Annotated in this window: 11 protein-coding genes and 1 rRNA gene; 3 read left to right on the top strand and 9 right to left on the bottom strand. The window is 69.0% G+C overall.

Annotation, left to right across the window (positions count from 1 at the left end; genetic code table 11):
* Window positions 1-11 precede the first annotated feature (11 nt).
* From recN to AB4Y75_RS15405, 7 genes are all read right to left on the bottom strand, one after another.
* Window positions 12-1,757, bottom strand: a complete 1,746-nt coding sequence (gene recN, locus AB4Y75_RS15435) for a DNA repair protein RecN (protein ID WP_441436767.1) — start codon at window positions 1,755-1,757, stop codon at window positions 12-14.
* A 49-nt stretch (window positions 1,758-1,806) separates the two neighbouring features.
* Complete coding sequence (locus tag AB4Y75_RS15430; RefSeq protein WP_441436766.1) at window positions 1,807-2,871, bottom strand: NAD kinase; 1,065 nt, start codon at window positions 2,869-2,871, stop codon at window positions 1,807-1,809.
* Window positions 2,872-2,896: 25 nt separating this feature from the next.
* On the bottom strand, window positions 2,897-3,754 hold the full coding sequence (locus AB4Y75_RS15425) for a TlyA family RNA methyltransferase (RefSeq protein ID WP_441436765.1): 858 nt from the start codon (window positions 3,752-3,754) through the stop codon (window positions 2,897-2,899).
* Entirely contained in the window at window positions 3,751-3,957 is a 207-nt protein-coding gene (locus AB4Y75_RS15420) for a hypothetical protein (protein ID WP_441436764.1), read from the bottom strand. The genes AB4Y75_RS15425 and AB4Y75_RS15420 overlap by 4 nt, the downstream gene beginning before the upstream one ends.
* 77 nt (window positions 3,958-4,034) lie before the next feature.
* Window positions 4,035-5,033, bottom strand: a complete 999-nt coding sequence (locus AB4Y75_RS15415) for an HAD-IIA family hydrolase (RefSeq protein ID WP_441436763.1) — start codon at window positions 5,031-5,033, stop codon at window positions 4,035-4,037.
* A 2-nt stretch (window positions 5,034-5,035) separates the two neighbouring features.
* Window positions 5,036-7,084, bottom strand: a complete 2,049-nt coding sequence (locus AB4Y75_RS15410; RefSeq protein ID WP_441436762.1) for a hypothetical protein — start codon at window positions 7,082-7,084, stop codon at window positions 5,036-5,038.
* Between the two features lie 241 nt (window positions 7,085-7,325).
* Window positions 7,326-8,714: an APC family permease gene (locus tag AB4Y75_RS15405; protein ID WP_441436761.1), complete on the bottom strand. Its 1,389-nt coding sequence runs from the start codon at window positions 8,712-8,714 to the stop codon at window positions 7,326-7,328.
* A gap of 352 nt (window positions 8,715-9,066) precedes the next feature.
* On the opposite strand from AB4Y75_RS15405, the gene AB4Y75_RS15400 reads away from it, so the two are divergent.
* Complete coding sequence (locus AB4Y75_RS15400) at window positions 9,067-10,227, top strand: CaiB/BaiF CoA transferase family protein (protein WP_441436760.1); 1,161 nt, start codon at window positions 9,067-9,069, stop codon at window positions 10,225-10,227.
* Between the two features lie 6 nt (window positions 10,228-10,233).
* Here the strand turns inward: AB4Y75_RS15400 and AB4Y75_RS15395 are convergent, their stop codons facing one another.
* Window positions 10,234-11,709 (bottom strand): PucR family transcriptional regulator ligand-binding domain-containing protein, encoded by a 1,476-nt coding sequence (locus AB4Y75_RS15395; protein ID WP_441436759.1) that lies wholly within the window; start codon window positions 11,707-11,709, stop codon window positions 10,234-10,236.
* Window positions 11,710-11,865: 156 nt separating this feature from the next.
* Here AB4Y75_RS15395 and AB4Y75_RS15390 point away from each other — a divergent pair, with 156 nt between their 5' ends.
* Both AB4Y75_RS15390 and AB4Y75_RS15385 read left to right on the top strand, forming a co-directional pair.
* Complete coding sequence (locus tag AB4Y75_RS15390) at window positions 11,866-13,023, top strand: acyl-CoA dehydrogenase family protein (protein ID WP_441436758.1); 1,158 nt, start codon at window positions 11,866-11,868, stop codon at window positions 13,021-13,023.
* 27 nt (window positions 13,024-13,050) lie between these two features.
* Window positions 13,051-14,502 (top strand): aldehyde dehydrogenase family protein, encoded by a 1,452-nt coding sequence (locus AB4Y75_RS15385; RefSeq protein ID WP_441436757.1) that lies wholly within the window; start codon window positions 13,051-13,053, stop codon window positions 14,500-14,502.
* 283 nt (window positions 14,503-14,785) lie between these two features.
* Here AB4Y75_RS15385 and rrf read toward each other — a convergent pair.
* A 5S ribosomal RNA gene (gene rrf / locus AB4Y75_RS15380) occupies window positions 14,786-14,894 on the bottom strand; the annotation flags it as partial.

Raw genomic sequence — 14,894 nt, 5'->3', positions numbered from 1 at the left:
CTTTGTCTTTCTCAGGCCATGGTCGATGCTGTGAACTGACGCGCATCGTCCAGAAGTTCCTGCGCGTGAGCACGCGCGGATTCGGATTCCTCCTGGCCCGCGAGCATGCGGGCCAGTTCCACCACACGGGTATCATCGTCGAGCACTTCCACATCGCTCGAGGTGAAGCCGCTGTCCAGATCGCCGTCGGCGCCCCGGACACTGTTCTTGATGACTCTGACATGCTGATTGGCGAAGGCCGCCACCTGAGGAAGGTGTGTGACCACCAGCACCTGGACATGACGGGCCAGCATGGCCAGCCGACGTCCGATCTCGACGGCGGCCCGGCCGCCGACCCCCGCATCCACCTCATCGAACACGAAGGTCGGCACCGGATCGACCTCGGCGAGCACCACCTCGATCGCCAGCATGACCCGGGAAAGCTCACCGCCGGAGGCACCCTTGCCGACGGGACGTGCCGGAGCGCCGGCGTGGGGCTGCAGGAGGATGGCGATCTGGTCCTGACCGTGCGGACCCGGCTCGGGCGCCTCCTCGACCTGGACGTGCAGCCGCGCGTCCCTCATGGCCAGCGCCGCCAGCTCCGCGCTGACACGCTCGGCGAGTTCGCCGGCCGCCCGCACCCGGAGGTCGTGAAGGTCAGCGGCCAGCCGGCTCAGCTCGGCCCGCAGGTTCTCGACCTGGACCTGCAGACCTTCGATGCGCTCCGAGTCGCCCTGCAGCTCGTCCAGCCGGACCCGCGACGCCTCCGCCCACTCCAGCACCTCATCGATGCTCGGCGCATACTTGCGGACGAGCTTGGACAGCTCGGCACGCCGGGCCTCCAGACCCGCCAGATGTTCCGGCCCCTCCGTTTCCAGCCCGGCCGAATAGTGGGCGAGTTCGGAGGCGATGTCCTCCAGGACCACTGCGGTCTCCGCGACGCGCGAGGCCAGGGTCTCCAGGGTGGGGTCGTGCTGGGCGACCTGTTCCAGCGTCCGCTGCGCGGCGGTGAGCAGTTGCAGCGCGTCACCGCTTTCGGCGTAGTCGTCGCCACTGAGCGTGCTCTGGGCGGTTCCGGCCGCGATCCGCAGCTGCTCCACGTGCGCCAGCTTCACCGATTCGGCTTTGAGCCGTTCGTCCTCCCCCGGTTCCGGAGCCACGGCGTCGATCTCGGCAAGTGCGGCCTGCAGCGATTCCGCTTCCCGGAGGCGTTCCCGTTCCGCGGCCTGCAGCTCCGCCAGGTCCTTCTCCGCCGCGCGGAAGGCGCGGTAGCAGTCCTGATAGGCGGTCAAAGCCTCGGCCAGGGCCGAGCCGCCGAACTTGTCCAGCGCTTCACGCTGGGCGGCTGCGCTCTTGAGACGGATCTGGTCCGTCTGCCCGTGGATCACCAGCAGGCGTTCGCCCACCTCAGCCAGCGCTCCGACCGGCGCGGAGCGGCCTCCCAGATAGGCCCGGGAGCGCCCCTCCATGCTGACGCTGCGGGCCAGGAGCAGTTCCGTTCCCTGGGCTCCGTTCTCGACCTCGGCGCCTGCCTCCTCCGCACGTTCCAGCGCGGCATGGCCCTCCGGCAGCAGCGCCGTCGCCTCCACACTGGCCGCCTTGGCACCCACCCGCACCGCTCCGGCGTCGGCCCGCGCGCCGAGCAGGAGCCCGACGGCGGTGACCACCATGGTCTTTCCGGCGCCGGTCTCACCGGTCACCACACTGAGGCCGGGGCCCAGCGGGAGCCTCGCCTCCGTGATGACGCCGAGGTCCCTGATGCGGATTTCTTCAATCATGCTGTGCTTTCGTCTCGTCTCCCCTGTGCGGCCATCCGGTCAGGACGGTTCACAGGTGTTTCGGGCTGGGCACCGGGGTGCTGGTCCGTGGTCCGTCCTGTGGTCCGTCCGGAGCCACGGGCCCTGAAGCCTCCCCCGGCCTGAGGACCGAATGGCCCAGGACGGGCTGTTCCACCAGCGGGACCTGGCCGGTGGGCATCGTGTGAGCCTGGTGCATGGGTCCGCGCCAGCCGCTGGTGGGCAGTTCGAACTTGCTCACGAGCCGCGCGGAGAACGGAGTCTGGTGCGTGCGTGCGAGCCGGACGGGGGTGTCCGAACGCGTCACCTCGATCCGGGCGCCGGGCGGCAGGTCCAAGGAGCGGCGGCCGTCGCACCAGAGGACTCCGTGGGCGTCGGTCCGGGTGAGGACCTCCACCGCGAGCCGGGAACGGGGCGAGACCACCAGCGGTTTGGCGAAGAGGGCGTGGGCGCTGATGGGCACCATGAGGAGAGCCTCCACCTCCGGCCATACCACCGGGCCGCCCGCGGAGAACGCGTAGGCGGTGGATCCGGTGGGGGTGGCCATGACCACGCCGTCGCAGCCGAAGGACGTCAGGGGGCGTTCATCCACCTCCATCACCACCTCCAGCATGCGCTCCCGGTTGCCCTTCTCCAGCGATGCCTCGTTGAGGGCCCAGGTGTGCCAGATGCGCTCACCCTTGACCCAGACCTGCACGTCGATGGTCATCCGCTCTTCGACCACGTAGTCCTTCCGGGCGATCCACCGGACGGTGTCCTTCAGATCCGCCCGCTCGCTCTCGGCCAGGAATCCGACGTGGCCCAGATTGACGCCCAGGAGCGGGATGTTGATCTCCCGCACCATCTCGGCGGCACGCAGGATGGTGCCGTCGCCACCCAGGACCATGCCGAGTTCGATCCCGTCGAGCTCACAGTCCTGGCCCAGGATCTCCGTGGGCGTGTCCCGGTCCCCGAAGTAGTCCTCCATGTCCTGGCGTTCGACAGGATTCATGACGGCGATCAGGCCGCTGGACGTCAGTTCCAGACAGGCTTCGCGGGCAGCCTTGAGGGACTCTTCGCGCCCCGTGTGGGCGAAGACGAGGATTCGCCGGCTCATACCCGCTCCTAGTGTGTCGGCCGGGCTAACGCGCCGGCCAGATGGTCGTCAGGAGTTCCGTCACCGTGGTCCGCGGGCTGGCCGGATCGATGACATCACCTGGGTCGATCTTAGGCATGTCGGTTCCGGCAGGCACAGCTTCGGTTCCGGCCGGGCGTGCCAGCCAGAGGAAGTATTCGTGATTGCCGTCCTGACCAGGGAGTGGGCTCTCCGCCAGGCCACGGAGCGCCAGCCCCGCGTCGACGGCGCTCTGGGCCACGCGGCCCACCGCCTCCCGGCGCTGCTCGGTGCTGTTCACCACGCCGGTGCGGGACAGCCGTTCCCTGCCGACCTCGAACTGCGGCTTGACCATGAGCACCAGATCGCCACCCGGCAGCGTGCACGCCGCCAGGGGCTTCATGACGAGGGTCAGCGAGATAAAGGACAGATCGGCGACGGTGAGTGCGGCCTCTCCCCCGATCTCGGCGGGCTTCAGGTACCGCACGTTCACGCCTTCGAAGACGTGCACCCGAGGGTCCCGGCGGAGCTGTTCGACCAACTGCCCGTGCCCGACGTCCACCGCCGCGACCTCACGGGCACCCGCCCGCAGGAGGACGTCCGTGAACCCGCCGGTCGAGGCGCCCGCGTCCAGGCAGCGCTTGCCGTCCACCGAGACCGCAGGGAACGCGTCCAGGGCGCCGCGCAGCTTATGGCCGGCTCGGGAGACGAATTCGGTGATGCCGCTCTCGGCGACCCTCAGCTCGGTCTCCTCCGTCACGTGCACGGAGGCCTTGCCGAGCATCTGACCCGCGCTGCTCACAAGTCCCGCGGAGATGAGCCGCGCCGCCTCCGTGCGGGACCGGGCCAGTCCACGACGGGTGAGCTCCTGATCAAGCCGGGTCATCGCGGCTGGATCCCGGGCACCAGAGGACCGTCCAGGAGGGAGCTGAGCGCATCGTGGATGCGGTCCAGCCCGGCGGGATGTTCCTCCACAGGCGCGTTCTCCAGTTCTTCCAGGGACGACAGCACCTGATCCACGGCCGGATCCTGCACCGGGCTCATCTCCTCGTCCGCGCGGTCATCCACTGCGGTCTCCTCGGCTTCCATCAGTCCCCATGGTAGCGACGTCACGGGTCGGACCGACACGTCACGGGCCGCGTCGTGCGGCCGTGGATCTCCGGGCTTCAGGAAGCCCGCCAGACCACTTCAGGATCGGTGGCGGTCTCCGTGTGGGGCACGGCGGACCACCAGGCGGCACATGCGGCACGCCAGCCGTCCAGCGAGTCCTCTGCGGCGGTGACCACCACCCGGTCGCCTTCCACGACGGCGACCGCCGCGCCGACGCGCCACACGCCGTCGTCGTTCACCGTCTCCGGATACGGGAGGTACAGCGCTCCCAGTTCCGCGATCAGATGGGTGGGGCGTTCCAGCGTGAGCGCGTTCAGGGCGTCGCGCGCCGTGTTGACGCCGGTCAGCACCTGGATCGTGGCGAAGCCGGCGCGGTTGCCGCCCAGGATGTCCGTGTCCAGGCGATCGCCGACGACGGCGGGACGCGAGGACGACAGCCGGGCCGCGGCCGCGTGGAACAGCGGAACCTCGGGCTTGCCCGCGACGACGGGCGTCACACCCGTGGCCGCCTGGACGGCAGCGACGAGGGTCCCGTTGCCGGGAGCGATGCCCCTGGCCTGCGGGATGGACAGATCGGTGTTGGTGGCCACCCAGAGGATGCCAGTGGCGACCGCGTAGGAAGCCTCCGCGAGATCCTTCCAGCCGAGTCCGGGGTCGAACCCCTGGACCACGGCCTGCGGATCATCCGTGGCCTGCCAGACCGGCTCAAGACCGACGGCGGTCACCTCCGCCGCCAGCGCGGTGCTGCCGGTGATGAGGACTCGGGAACCGGGTGCCAACCTTTCGGCCAGCAACCTCGCCGCAGCCTGCGGCGAGGTGACCACCTGGTCGGCCGTGGCCGGAGCGCCGAGCTCCCGCAGGTGCTCCGCGACCTGCTCCGGGGAGCGGGAGGCGTTGTTGGTCACATACGCCAGGCCCACCCCCCGGCCCGCGAGCTGGGAGAGGGCCTCGACGGCGCCCGGGATGGCGGACGGGCCGGCATAGACCACCCCGTCCAGATCCGAGAGAATCGCGTCGAAACCGTCGATCAGGGCGGAGGAACTCGGCTGAGTCATGCTCAGCGGTCCTGAGCGGCGCCCTCGGAACCGTCTTCCGGCTCCTCGGCGGACCCATCGGCGTCTTCTCCGGAGCCTTCCTCGGCGGCGGGCTGCTCGACCAGGCCGTCAGCCTCGTCGATGAAGACCTCGGTCTCGTCCTCCTCGGCCGGATCCGCGGAGTCAGCCTCGTCGGTGTTCTCGGCGGAGTCGTCGGCGTCCTCGTTCTCGGCGTCCTCGTTCCGGACCGCCTGGCGGCGTTCGTCTTCCTCGTCGTCACCGACCAGGTCGAAGATCTCCGGCTCGGCGAACTGTCCGACCCCCAGGGCCTCCTCGGCGACCAGTGCCTGCCGGGCCCACCGGGTGGCCTCGTCTTCGCGCCCGGCGGCGACCAGAGCATCGGCGTAGGCACGGAACAGACGCGGGCTGTAGGAGAAGGCGCGGTTGATGTCCAGCTGCGGGATCTCCAGCTCGGCCAGTGCCGCGGCGAAGTCACCCTTGTCCGCCTGAGCACCCGAGGCGACGATGGCGAGCTCCACCTTGCCGGGGGCGTCCAGGTCCTGGGCGTCTTCGCTGTGCGCCAGCTCCAGTGCCTTGTCCGGACGGCCGAGACCGCGCTCGGAGTCGGCCATGAGCGGCAGGTGCACGTTCGAGCCGGAAATGCGGCGGAACGTGCGGAATTCGCTGAGAGCCTCGGCGTAGTGACCCGCCGTGTAGGCGGTGACGGCGACGGCCTCACGGACGGACGCCAGGCGACCGGCACGACGGCTGGCGGCGAGCGCGTGCTGGTAGGCCAGCTCGGCGTCCTCCTCCAGGTAGCGGCCCGCCATCACGAGGTGCTGCGCCACGAACATGCCGTTCCGGCTCTCGAGAGTGCGCAGCTCGCCGAACGTGGCGCGGTCCAGCTCGCGACCGGTGACATCCTCGTCGATCTCCGGCGAGCGCTCGCGGTCCGGGCGGTTGGAGGAACGCAGGTCGGCAGGGTTGATCGAGCGGCCGAAGGAGTCACGGGGCCCGTTCCCGGAGTCATCCCGGCGGGAGAACGAGCGGCGATCATCGTCGCGGCGGTTGCCGCCGCGGTCATCACGGTCACGGCCGTAGCCTTCGCGCTGGGGACGGTCGCCGTAGGTGCGGCGCTCCCCGTCACGCTGCGGACGGTCACCGAAGGAGCGGCGCTCACCATCACGCTGCGGACGGTCACCGAAGGAGCGGCGCTCACCATCACGCTGCGGACGGTCGCTGTACGGCTTGCGGTCACCATACGAAGGACGATCGCCGTCACGCTGGGGACGGTCACCGAAGGAGCGGCGCTCGCCGTCACGCTGGGGGCGGTCACCGAAGGAGCGGCGCTCTCCATCACGCTGCGGGCGGTCACCGAAGGAGCGGCGCTCACCATCACGCTGCGGGCGGTCACCGAAGGAGCGGCGCTCACCATCACGCTGCGGGCGGTCACCGAAGGAGCGGCGCTCACCATCACGCTGCGGACGATCGCTGTACGGCTTGCGGTCACCATACGAAGGACGATCGCCATCACGCTGCGGACGGTCACCGAAAGGCTTGCGGTCACCATACGGACGACGCTCACCATCACGCTGGGGGCGGTCGCCGAAGGAGCGGCGCTCGCCATCACGCTGCGGACGATCACCGTAAGGCTTACGGTCACCGTAGGGACGGCGTTCGCCGTCACGCTGCGGACGATCGCCGTACGAGCGGCGCTCTCCGTACGAAGGACGATCATTGTCGCGCTGCGGACGGTCGCCATACGGGCGACGCTCGCCGAAGGAGCCGCGCTCGCCTGCGCGATCGTCACGACCGCGGCCGTAGCCTTCGCCCTGGGGACGGTCACCGTACGGGCGACGCTCACCGTCACGCTGCGGACGATCACCGAAAGGCTTGCGATCACCATACGGGCGACGCTCACCGTCACGCTGGGGACGGTCGCCATAGGGCTTCCGGTCACCGAAACCGCCACCACGCTCGCCGTCACGGGAGTTGCGGTCGCCGAAAGGCTTGCGGTTGCCCTGCGGGCCGAAATTCCGGCCGCTTCGCCGGCCGCCGTCGTGCTCTGCCATGGTGGATTCCTCCTTGTGCGAGCCGACCAGCGCCGCACGCAGTCGATCTCTTCGCCTCTTTGGTTTTTCCCCGGGACTCCGCCCGGCACAATCCCTTCCATTCTAGGCGACGGGAAGGCCGTGAGCCGCGCCACTCCGCGGCACGACGACGCCGGACAAGACACTGCCGGGGCACGCTGCGCAGCGTGCCCCGGCAGTCCCCCGGCCTCGCGGCCGGCCGGAACGTTTCAGTCGTGCGGCGTCAGCGGGCGGCCTGACCGAGCTCCTCTCCCGTGACCTCGGCGATCTCCTCGTCCTCCATGCGGACGCTGAGGGGCCTGCGGAAGAACCGCGTGATGACGAGCAGGACCACGAAGCCGGCGCCGAGCCAGACCGCGCCGTACAGGCGGGCTTCGTCGGACAGGAAGTACCAGAGCACGCCGGTCAGGATCATGCCGATCACCGGCAGGACCATGTTGCGCAGGATCGCGGCCGGCCCCTTCCTCTCCTTCTTGATGAACACGAAGTACACCACCACCGTGACGTTCACGAAGGTGAACGCGATCAGGGCACCGAAGTTGATCATCGAGGCCACGAAGTCCAGGGACAGCGGGATGGCCAGCAGGGACACCGCGCCGACGAAGAGGATGGCGTTGAACGGCGTGTGGGTCTTCGGGTGGATGAAGGAGAAGAACCGGGACACCACGCCCTTGCCGTTGCGGCCCATGACGTAGATCATGCGGGACACGGAGGCGTGGGAGGACAGGCTGGAGGCGACGGCCGCCGCGAACGATGCCGCGGTAAAGAGGATCTGGAAGAACTGGCCTCCCACCTTCAGAGCCATCTGCGGCAGCAGGGACTCATCGGTGTTCTCGAATCCTTCCACCGTGGGGAACGTGGCCTGGCTGAACCAGGCGGCCACGAAGAACACCAGGCCGCCGATCAGCAGAGCGATCACGATCGCCCGGGGCACCGTGTTGGCGTCCTTGGCCTCTTCGGAGTACATGGTGATGGCGTCGAAGCCGATGAAGGAGAAGCAGACCACCGTGGCGCCCGCGATGACGGCGCTCGTGTCCACACCGTCGTGGAAGAACGGCTGCGAGGTGAACGGAGTGCCGTTGCCCATGCCGTTCTGCATCGCGTTCCAGGCCAGAACCAGGAACACCACGATCAGCACGGTGGAGAACACCACGAGCAGTCCATTGATGCGGGAGGTGCTGGTCATGCTCCAGAGGTTCAGCAGCGTGATCATCGCGACGTAGAGCACCACCCAGATCCATTCCGGAACATCCGGGAAGAGCGAGGTCAGGTAGGTCCGGACGATCAGGGCGTTCACCAGGGGCAGCAGCAGGTAGTCCATGAGGGACGTCCAGCCCACCAGGAAGCCGACATTCGGATGAATGGTTTCCGAGGTGTACGTGAACGCGGAGCCGGACGACGGGAAGACGCGCGTCATGCGGCCGTAGCTGATCGCGGTGAAGAGCAGGGCGATGAGGGCCACGAGGTAGGCGGTGGGCACGACGCCGTTGGTCTCTTCGGACACGATCCCGAAGGTGTCGAAGACCGTGGTGAGCGTCATGTAGCCGACGCCGAGGCCGACGATCGACCACAGGCCGAGCGTTCGCCTGAGGCGAGGAGTGTTCTGGGACATCTTGGGGAGACTTTCTTGTGGGGAGGCGGACGGTCCCTCGCGGAGACCGCCCGGTGTGACCGGAAGGTTCAGCCGAACCGCTGGACCGGTCCGGGATTCTGCCGGGTGGTGTTCCGGCCACTGGCGAAATGTGTTCTACGCCACACCGAGACGATAGTCGTCCGTCACCTCCAAGGGAAGAGTATTTATGAATGACGTTCAAAAATTTTTGAAACCGTCACGCCACCGAAACACTGGATGATCCGTCCAGGGTCCGTCGCTTCCGTCCACTGCGCGCTCCCCGGCAAGCTCCCTAAGGTGTGTTCCACACGCTCCATCCGATCCCCAGCATCACCCCGAGAGGACGGCCTCCATGACGGCACAGGACGGCTCACTGCCACTGGAGGGGCTCGTCGTGGCCGATTTCTCCCGGGTCCTCGCGGGCCCCCTGGCCACCATGACCCTGGCGGATCTGGGTGCCACCGTGATCAAGGTGGAGCGCCCCGGATCCGGCGACGACACCCGGAGCTGGGGGCCGCCGTTCTCCGCCACCGGCTCCACCTACTTCGAAAGCGTCAACCGGAACAAGCAATCGCTCTGTCTGGACCTCGGATCCGAGGAGGACCGCGGACTCGCCCGCGAACTGGCCCGCCGTGCGGACATCCTGGTGGAGAACTTCAAGCCCGGCGGCATGGAGCGGCTCGGTCTCGGCTACGAGGAACTCGCCGCGGAGAACCCCGGCCTGATCTATGCCTCCATCTCCGGGTTCGGCACCGCAGGCGGCGCCGGGCTCATGGGTTACGACTTCGTGGTCCAGGCCCTGGGCGGCCTCATGAGCATCACCGGCGAAAGCGACGGTCCGGCCATGAAGGCCGGGGTGGCGCTCGTGGACGTGCTCACGGCCAAGGACGCCACCCTGGGCATCCTCGCCGCCCTCACGGCCCGGCACCGGCACGGACGGGGCGCTCATCTCGAAGTGAATCTCCTCTCCAGCCTCCAGGGGGCGCTCGCCAATCAGGCACAGGCCTACCTGGGCGCCGGGGTGGTTCCGGGCCGCATGGGCAATGACCACCCGTCGATCGCGCCGTATCAACTCCTGAACTGTGCCGATGGCCCGCTCGCCGTGGCCTGCGGCAACGACACGCAATTCGCACGGCTCGCCGGTCTCCTCGGTTTGGACCCCCTCGCCACCGATTCCAGATTCGCCACCAACACCGCACGGGTGACCCACCGGCAGGAACTCACCCGGCAGCTGGAATCCGTCCTGGCCACGGACACGGCCGCCGCCTGGCAGCAGGCGTTCAGCGCCGCGGGCATCCCCGCAGGCCGGGTCTGCGGGATCGATGAGGGAATCGCCTACGCCGAGGAGCTGGGCCTCGAGCCGACCATCGACGTGCAGGACGCGACGGGGGCCACCGTGGGCCGCCAGGTGAGACACCCGATCTCCTGGACGCCGTCATTCCCGGCCAGAACCCAGGCCCCGCCGCTCCTCGGTGAGCATTCGGAACGGCTCCGGGAGTGGCTCCGCAGCTGATCCGGCTCAGGAGCCTTTGAGGGACAACCAGAGATTCGCGGCCACATCCGGATCGTCCAGTTCGGCCTGCAGCAGCCGCTGGGCGATGCCGATGCGGTGACGCAGCGAATTCCGGTGGATGCCCAGCTCACGGGCCGCGGGCTCCCACTGGCCGCGGTTTCGGAGGTAGCACTGGACCGTGGCGAGCAGATCACCCCGGTCGTGGGCGCGCAAGGTCTCCACCCACCCCGCGGCCCGGGGATCGAGCGGACTCACCGGGGGCCGGGTCAGAGCCCCGGCCGGGGCCTGCGCGAGCACCTCCCGGAGCGATTCGAGGCGTCCAGGAACCTGAGCCGGCGTGAGCGGCGCGCTCAGCACCGCCCGCACGACGACGCCGGCCCCCTCCCCCGGCGCCCGGTCCGCCGGGAACCGCACGGCGTCGTCGTCGACCAGGCAGATCTCCACGCCGCCTTCCGTGCAGCGCAGCCGCAAGGCTCCCGCATCGACGGCCGGCCCGCCGTCGAGGGCGCCAAGCACTGCCGACACCTCGCGGTCCGGAACCCCCGTGGGCAGACCCTCCAGAAGCAGCAGCCGGATGCGGCCCGGCGGCAGGGTGACGCCGACATCCGCGGCGAGAAGACGCGCCGCTTCCAAGTGTCCCCCGGCCACCAGCCGTGCGACCGCGGAATGCAGAAGTCCCGTGCGCCGCTCGGCCTCCTCATCCTGCTGCGCCTTGAGCGAGAGCAGCACGCAGACGGTCTGGATCACCTGACGGTCGGCACGGGTCAGGGTGCGGCCGGCCCCGATGGCCAGCACCCCCGCGATCCGCTGCCCCACGAGCACCGGATGGGCCACCACACCCGTGCCATGCACCTGGAAGGTGGCTGCCGAACGGAGCCCTCGCAGGTTCAGCCGCGCGGTCTCCTGCTGCAGCTGGGGCAGGAGGGGCCGGGTGCTCTCCGGCCAGATCGTGGGCCGTTCCTCCTCGGCGGGGAGGTAGGCGGCCCAGCCTCCGAGCGCCTGGGCCAGAGCGCGGACCACCGAGGAGAGGGCGTCCGGCCGTGCGGCGGCACGGGCCAGCGCGGTCTGGGTTCCGAGGCTCGCCACCAGATCGGACTGGCCGAGCCGGGCCACGAGGTCCCAGTACGCGCGGGAGACGTCCATGAACGGGATCCCGTCCGGGACCACGAGAAGTTCCAGGCCGCGCTCCCGGCAGGACCTGACCAGGGCGTCGGGCACCTCGTCGAGCCCGGCGCCGAGGCCGAGCCCGAGCGCCGAGACGCCGTGGTGGGCCAGGCGCGCCACGTACTCCTCGGTCCGGCGGCCGGGCCCCTGGAACGGGATCCCCGTGGTGAGCAGAAGCTCGCCGCCTTCCAGGTAGGGAGTGGGATCCCCGAGCTCCGAGATATGCACCCCGGAGACGGTACGCGCCGCCGGCGGCTTGCCGTCGAGGGTGGTCAGGCGGGCTCCGAGGGTGGTCTGCATCTGGGCCAGGCTGATCATCGTGTCGCTTCCTTGCGCTCCGGGTGACGGCTCGTCGGCGGAGCCTGGTCATTTCAACCAGAAGACACTGTAATCGAGTCGAACCGACCAATGAAGCCGATTCCCGCGCTCAGTACCGTGGTGCTCATGACCGCCGTCACACCCCAGGGAGAGACCATGAGCATCTACGACCTCGTCGACATCGATTCCCTCTACACCCCCGCAGAGCTCGCTTTCCGGGATACCGTCCGGGAGTTCGTTGACCGGCGGATCCGTCCCGACATCGCTCGCTGGTACGAGGACGCCGTGTTTCCCGTGGAGATCATTCCCGAGATGGCACAGCTCGGCCTGCTCGGCATGCACCTGAAGGGCTACGGCTGCCCGGGCCGGACGGCCGTGGAGTACGGCCTCGCCGCCCTGGAGCTGGAAGCCGGAGACTCGGGCCTGCGCACCTTCGTCAGCGTGCAGGGTTCCCTGGCCATGAGCGCCATCCACAAGCACGGCACCGAGGAGCAGAAGAACGAGTACCTGCGCCGCATGGCGGCCGGCGAGATCATCGGCTGCTTCGGCCTGACCGAGCCGAGCGCCGGCTCCGATCCGGGCGGCATGAAGACCTTCGCGCGCCGGGAGGGCGAAGAGTGGGTGATCAACGGATCCAAGCGCTGGATCGGCCTGGCCACGCTCGCGCAGATCGCCATCATCTGGGCCATGACGGACGACGGCGTCCGCGGCTTCATCGTGCCCACGGACACTCCCGGCTTCACCGCCACGCCGATCCAGCCCAAGCTGTCCATGCGCGCTTCGGTGCAGTGCGACATCGAACTCAGCGAGGTCCGGCTCCCCGCCACCGCGCTGCTCCCCGGCGCCAAGGGGCTGCGCGGCCCGTTCGAATGCCTCAACGAGGCCCGCTACGGGATCGCGTGGGGCGCCATGGGTGCCGCCCGGGACAGCTACCTCGCCGCGCTGGAATACTCCCAGCAGCGGCTCCAGTTCGACCGCCCTCTGGCCGGCTATCAGCTGACGCAGGAGAAGCTCGTGAACATGGCGCTGGAGATCAACAAGGGCCTCCTCCTGGCGACGCAACTGGGCCGCCTCAAGGATGCCGGCAAGCTCGCCCCGCACCAGATCTCGGTGGGCAAGCTCAACAATTGCCGTGAGGCCATCGAGATCTGCCGGGAGGCCCGCACCATCCTGGGCGGCAACGGCATCACCCTGGACTACTCGCCCCTGCGCCATGCCAACAATCTGGAATCGGTCCGCACCTACGAAGGCACCGATGAGGTCCACACCCTGGTGCTCGGCAACCACATCACCGGCGTCCCGGCGTTCCGCTGAGCACCGCGCGGTCCGGAGAGGAGTGAGATGAGCACCACACTGCAGAACTACATCGGCGGGATCTGGCTCGACGGCGACGGCGCGCCGCTGGAGAGCAGGAACCCGAGCCGCCCGGACGAGCTGGTAGCCTCCGGGCCCCAGGCCTCCGAAGATCAGACGCGCGACGCCGTAGCTGCCGCCCGCGCGGCCTCCCCCGCCTGGGCAGGCACCCCCCTGGCGGAACGCGGCGCCATCCTCCTGCGTGCCGCGTCCGTGATCGAGAGCCGGGCCGAGGCCTGGGGCGCCGAACTCGCCCGCGAGGAAGGCAAGACCCTGCCGGAGGGCAAGGGCGAAGTGCTGCGCGCCGCTCAGGTGTTCCGCTATCAGGCGGCCGAAGCCGAACGCGACGCCGGGGCCGTCTTCCATTCGCCCCGCGCCGGCGAGCAGATCCTGGTGACCAGGAAACCGCTGGGCGTGGTGGCAGTCGTGACGCCGTTCAACTTCCCCATCGCCATCCCGGCCTGGAAGATCGCGCCCGCGCTGATCCATGGCAACACGGTGGTGTGGAAGCCGGCCAGCACCGTGCCCCTGCTGGCGATGCGCCTCGCCCAGGCGCTGGATGAGGCAGGCCTCCCCGCAGGGGTGCTCAACCTGGTCCTGGGGTCCGGGTCGCTCGGCGATGTCCTGGTGGACCATCCGGATGTGGACGGACTCAGCTTCACCGGGTCCACGGGTGTGGGGCGGACTCTGGCCGGGCGCTCCGCCGCACGGGGCGTTCCGGTCCAGGCGGAGATGGGAGGCAAGAACGCCGCGATCGTCCTGGCCGACGCCGATCTGGACCTCGCGCTCGAACAGGTCCTGCTCGGCGCCTTCCGGTCCAGCGGTCAGAAGTGCACCGCGACCTCCCGCTTGATCGTGGAGGACGCCATCGCGGATGACTTCCTGGCACGGCTCACTGCTCGTGTCGCAGCTCTTCGCGTCGGCGACCCTCTGGAGGCCGGCACCGATCTCGGGCCAGTCATCACCGCGCAGGCACGGAATGCCATTCTGAAGTCTGTCGACGACGCCATCACCGGAAGTGCCCGGCTGCTGGCGGGAGGTCCGGAAGCCGCAGTCCCCGCGGAAGGCCACTTCGTGGCGCCCACAGTCCTCGAAGTGTTCGGCGACTCCGTGCTGTGGCGCGATGAGCTGTTCGGGCCTGTGCTCGCAGTCCGCAGGGCCTCAGATCCGGCGGAGGCGTTCAAGCTCGCTGACGACTCGGAATTCGGTCTGTCCGCAGCACTGTTCACGCAGGACCTCACCCTGGCTCTGGAAGGACTGGAGACGCTCGACGTCGGCGTGCTCCATGTGAACTCCGAATCCGCCGGCGCCGACCCACACGTGCCGTTCGGAGGTGCGAAGAAGAGCGGATACGGACCCAAGGAACAGGGTCAGGCGGCACGGGAGTTCTTCACCCACACCACAACCGTCTACCTGCGGGGCGGCCGCGCCCGGCCTTGAGCCGGCCCGTTGACAGCAGCTGCCGTGTAGCCCGGAACCGTGGGGCCGGGGTGACGTCCACGGAGATCCGAGGAAACACCGACGATCACCCGGCCGACGGGCCCAGCGGTCTTCACATGTGGTGTCAGGACCCCTGACACCACGGTGGTTAAACAGGAGAGGCCCTCACCGGGTGGTGGGGGCCTTTGCTGTTGGTGGTGTGGCTGTGTGGCTGGTGCTTGGTGTTGGTGGTTAAAGCAGTGATGGCCCAAGCGTCGTTGCTTGGGCCACCCTTTGTGGTTGTGTCCGGCGGTGTCCTACTCTCCCACACCCTCACGAGTGCAGTACCATCGGCGCTGTGGGTCTTAGCTTCCGGGTTCGGAATGGGACCGGGCGTTTCCCCCACGCTATGA

This window comes from Arthrobacter sp. RAF14, assembly GCF_052114185.1.
Classification (GTDB): Bacteria; Actinomycetota; Actinomycetes; order Actinomycetales; family Micrococcaceae; genus Arthrobacter_E.
Note: the sequence above shows the minus strand (reverse complement) of the source record. Positions and strands in the feature narration are given on the sequence as shown.

Excerpts from the sequence above, each read along its gene's own strand:
- AB4Y75_RS15395 (WP_441436759.1), bottom strand. The coding sequence starts at position 11,709 with ATGATCAGCCTGGCCCAGATGCAGACCACCCTCGGAGCCCGCCTGACC.
- AB4Y75_RS15400 (WP_441436760.1), top strand. The coding sequence starts at position 9,067 with ATGACGGCACAGGACGGCTCACTGCCACTGGAGGGGCTCGTCGTGGCC.
- AB4Y75_RS15415 (WP_441436763.1), bottom strand. The coding sequence starts at position 5,033 with ATGACTCAGCCGAGTTCCTCCGCCCTGATCGACGGTTTCGACGCGATT.
- recN (WP_441436767.1), bottom strand. The coding sequence starts at position 1,757 with ATGATTGAAGAAATCCGCATCAGGGACCTCGGCGTCATCACGGAGGCG.
- AB4Y75_RS15390 (WP_441436758.1), top strand. The coding sequence starts at position 11,866 with ATGAGCATCTACGACCTCGTCGACATCGATTCCCTCTACACCCCCGCA.
- AB4Y75_RS15410 (WP_441436762.1), bottom strand. The coding sequence starts at position 7,084 with ATGGCAGAGCACGACGGCGGCCGGCGAAGCGGCCGGAATTTCGGCCCG.
- AB4Y75_RS15420 (WP_441436764.1), bottom strand. The coding sequence starts at position 3,957 with ATGGAAGCCGAGGAGACCGCAGTGGATGACCGCGCGGACGAGGAGATG.
- AB4Y75_RS15430 (WP_441436766.1), bottom strand. The coding sequence starts at position 2,871 with ATGAGCCGGCGAATCCTCGTCTTCGCCCACACGGGGCGCGAAGAGTCC.
- AB4Y75_RS15385 (WP_441436757.1), top strand. The coding sequence starts at position 13,051 with ATGAGCACCACACTGCAGAACTACATCGGCGGGATCTGGCTCGACGGC.
- AB4Y75_RS15425 (WP_441436765.1), bottom strand. The coding sequence starts at position 3,754 with ATGACCCGGCTTGATCAGGAGCTCACCCGTCGTGGACTGGCCCGGTCC.
- AB4Y75_RS15405 (WP_441436761.1), bottom strand. The coding sequence starts at position 8,714 with ATGTCCCAGAACACTCCTCGCCTCAGGCGAACGCTCGGCCTGTGGTCG.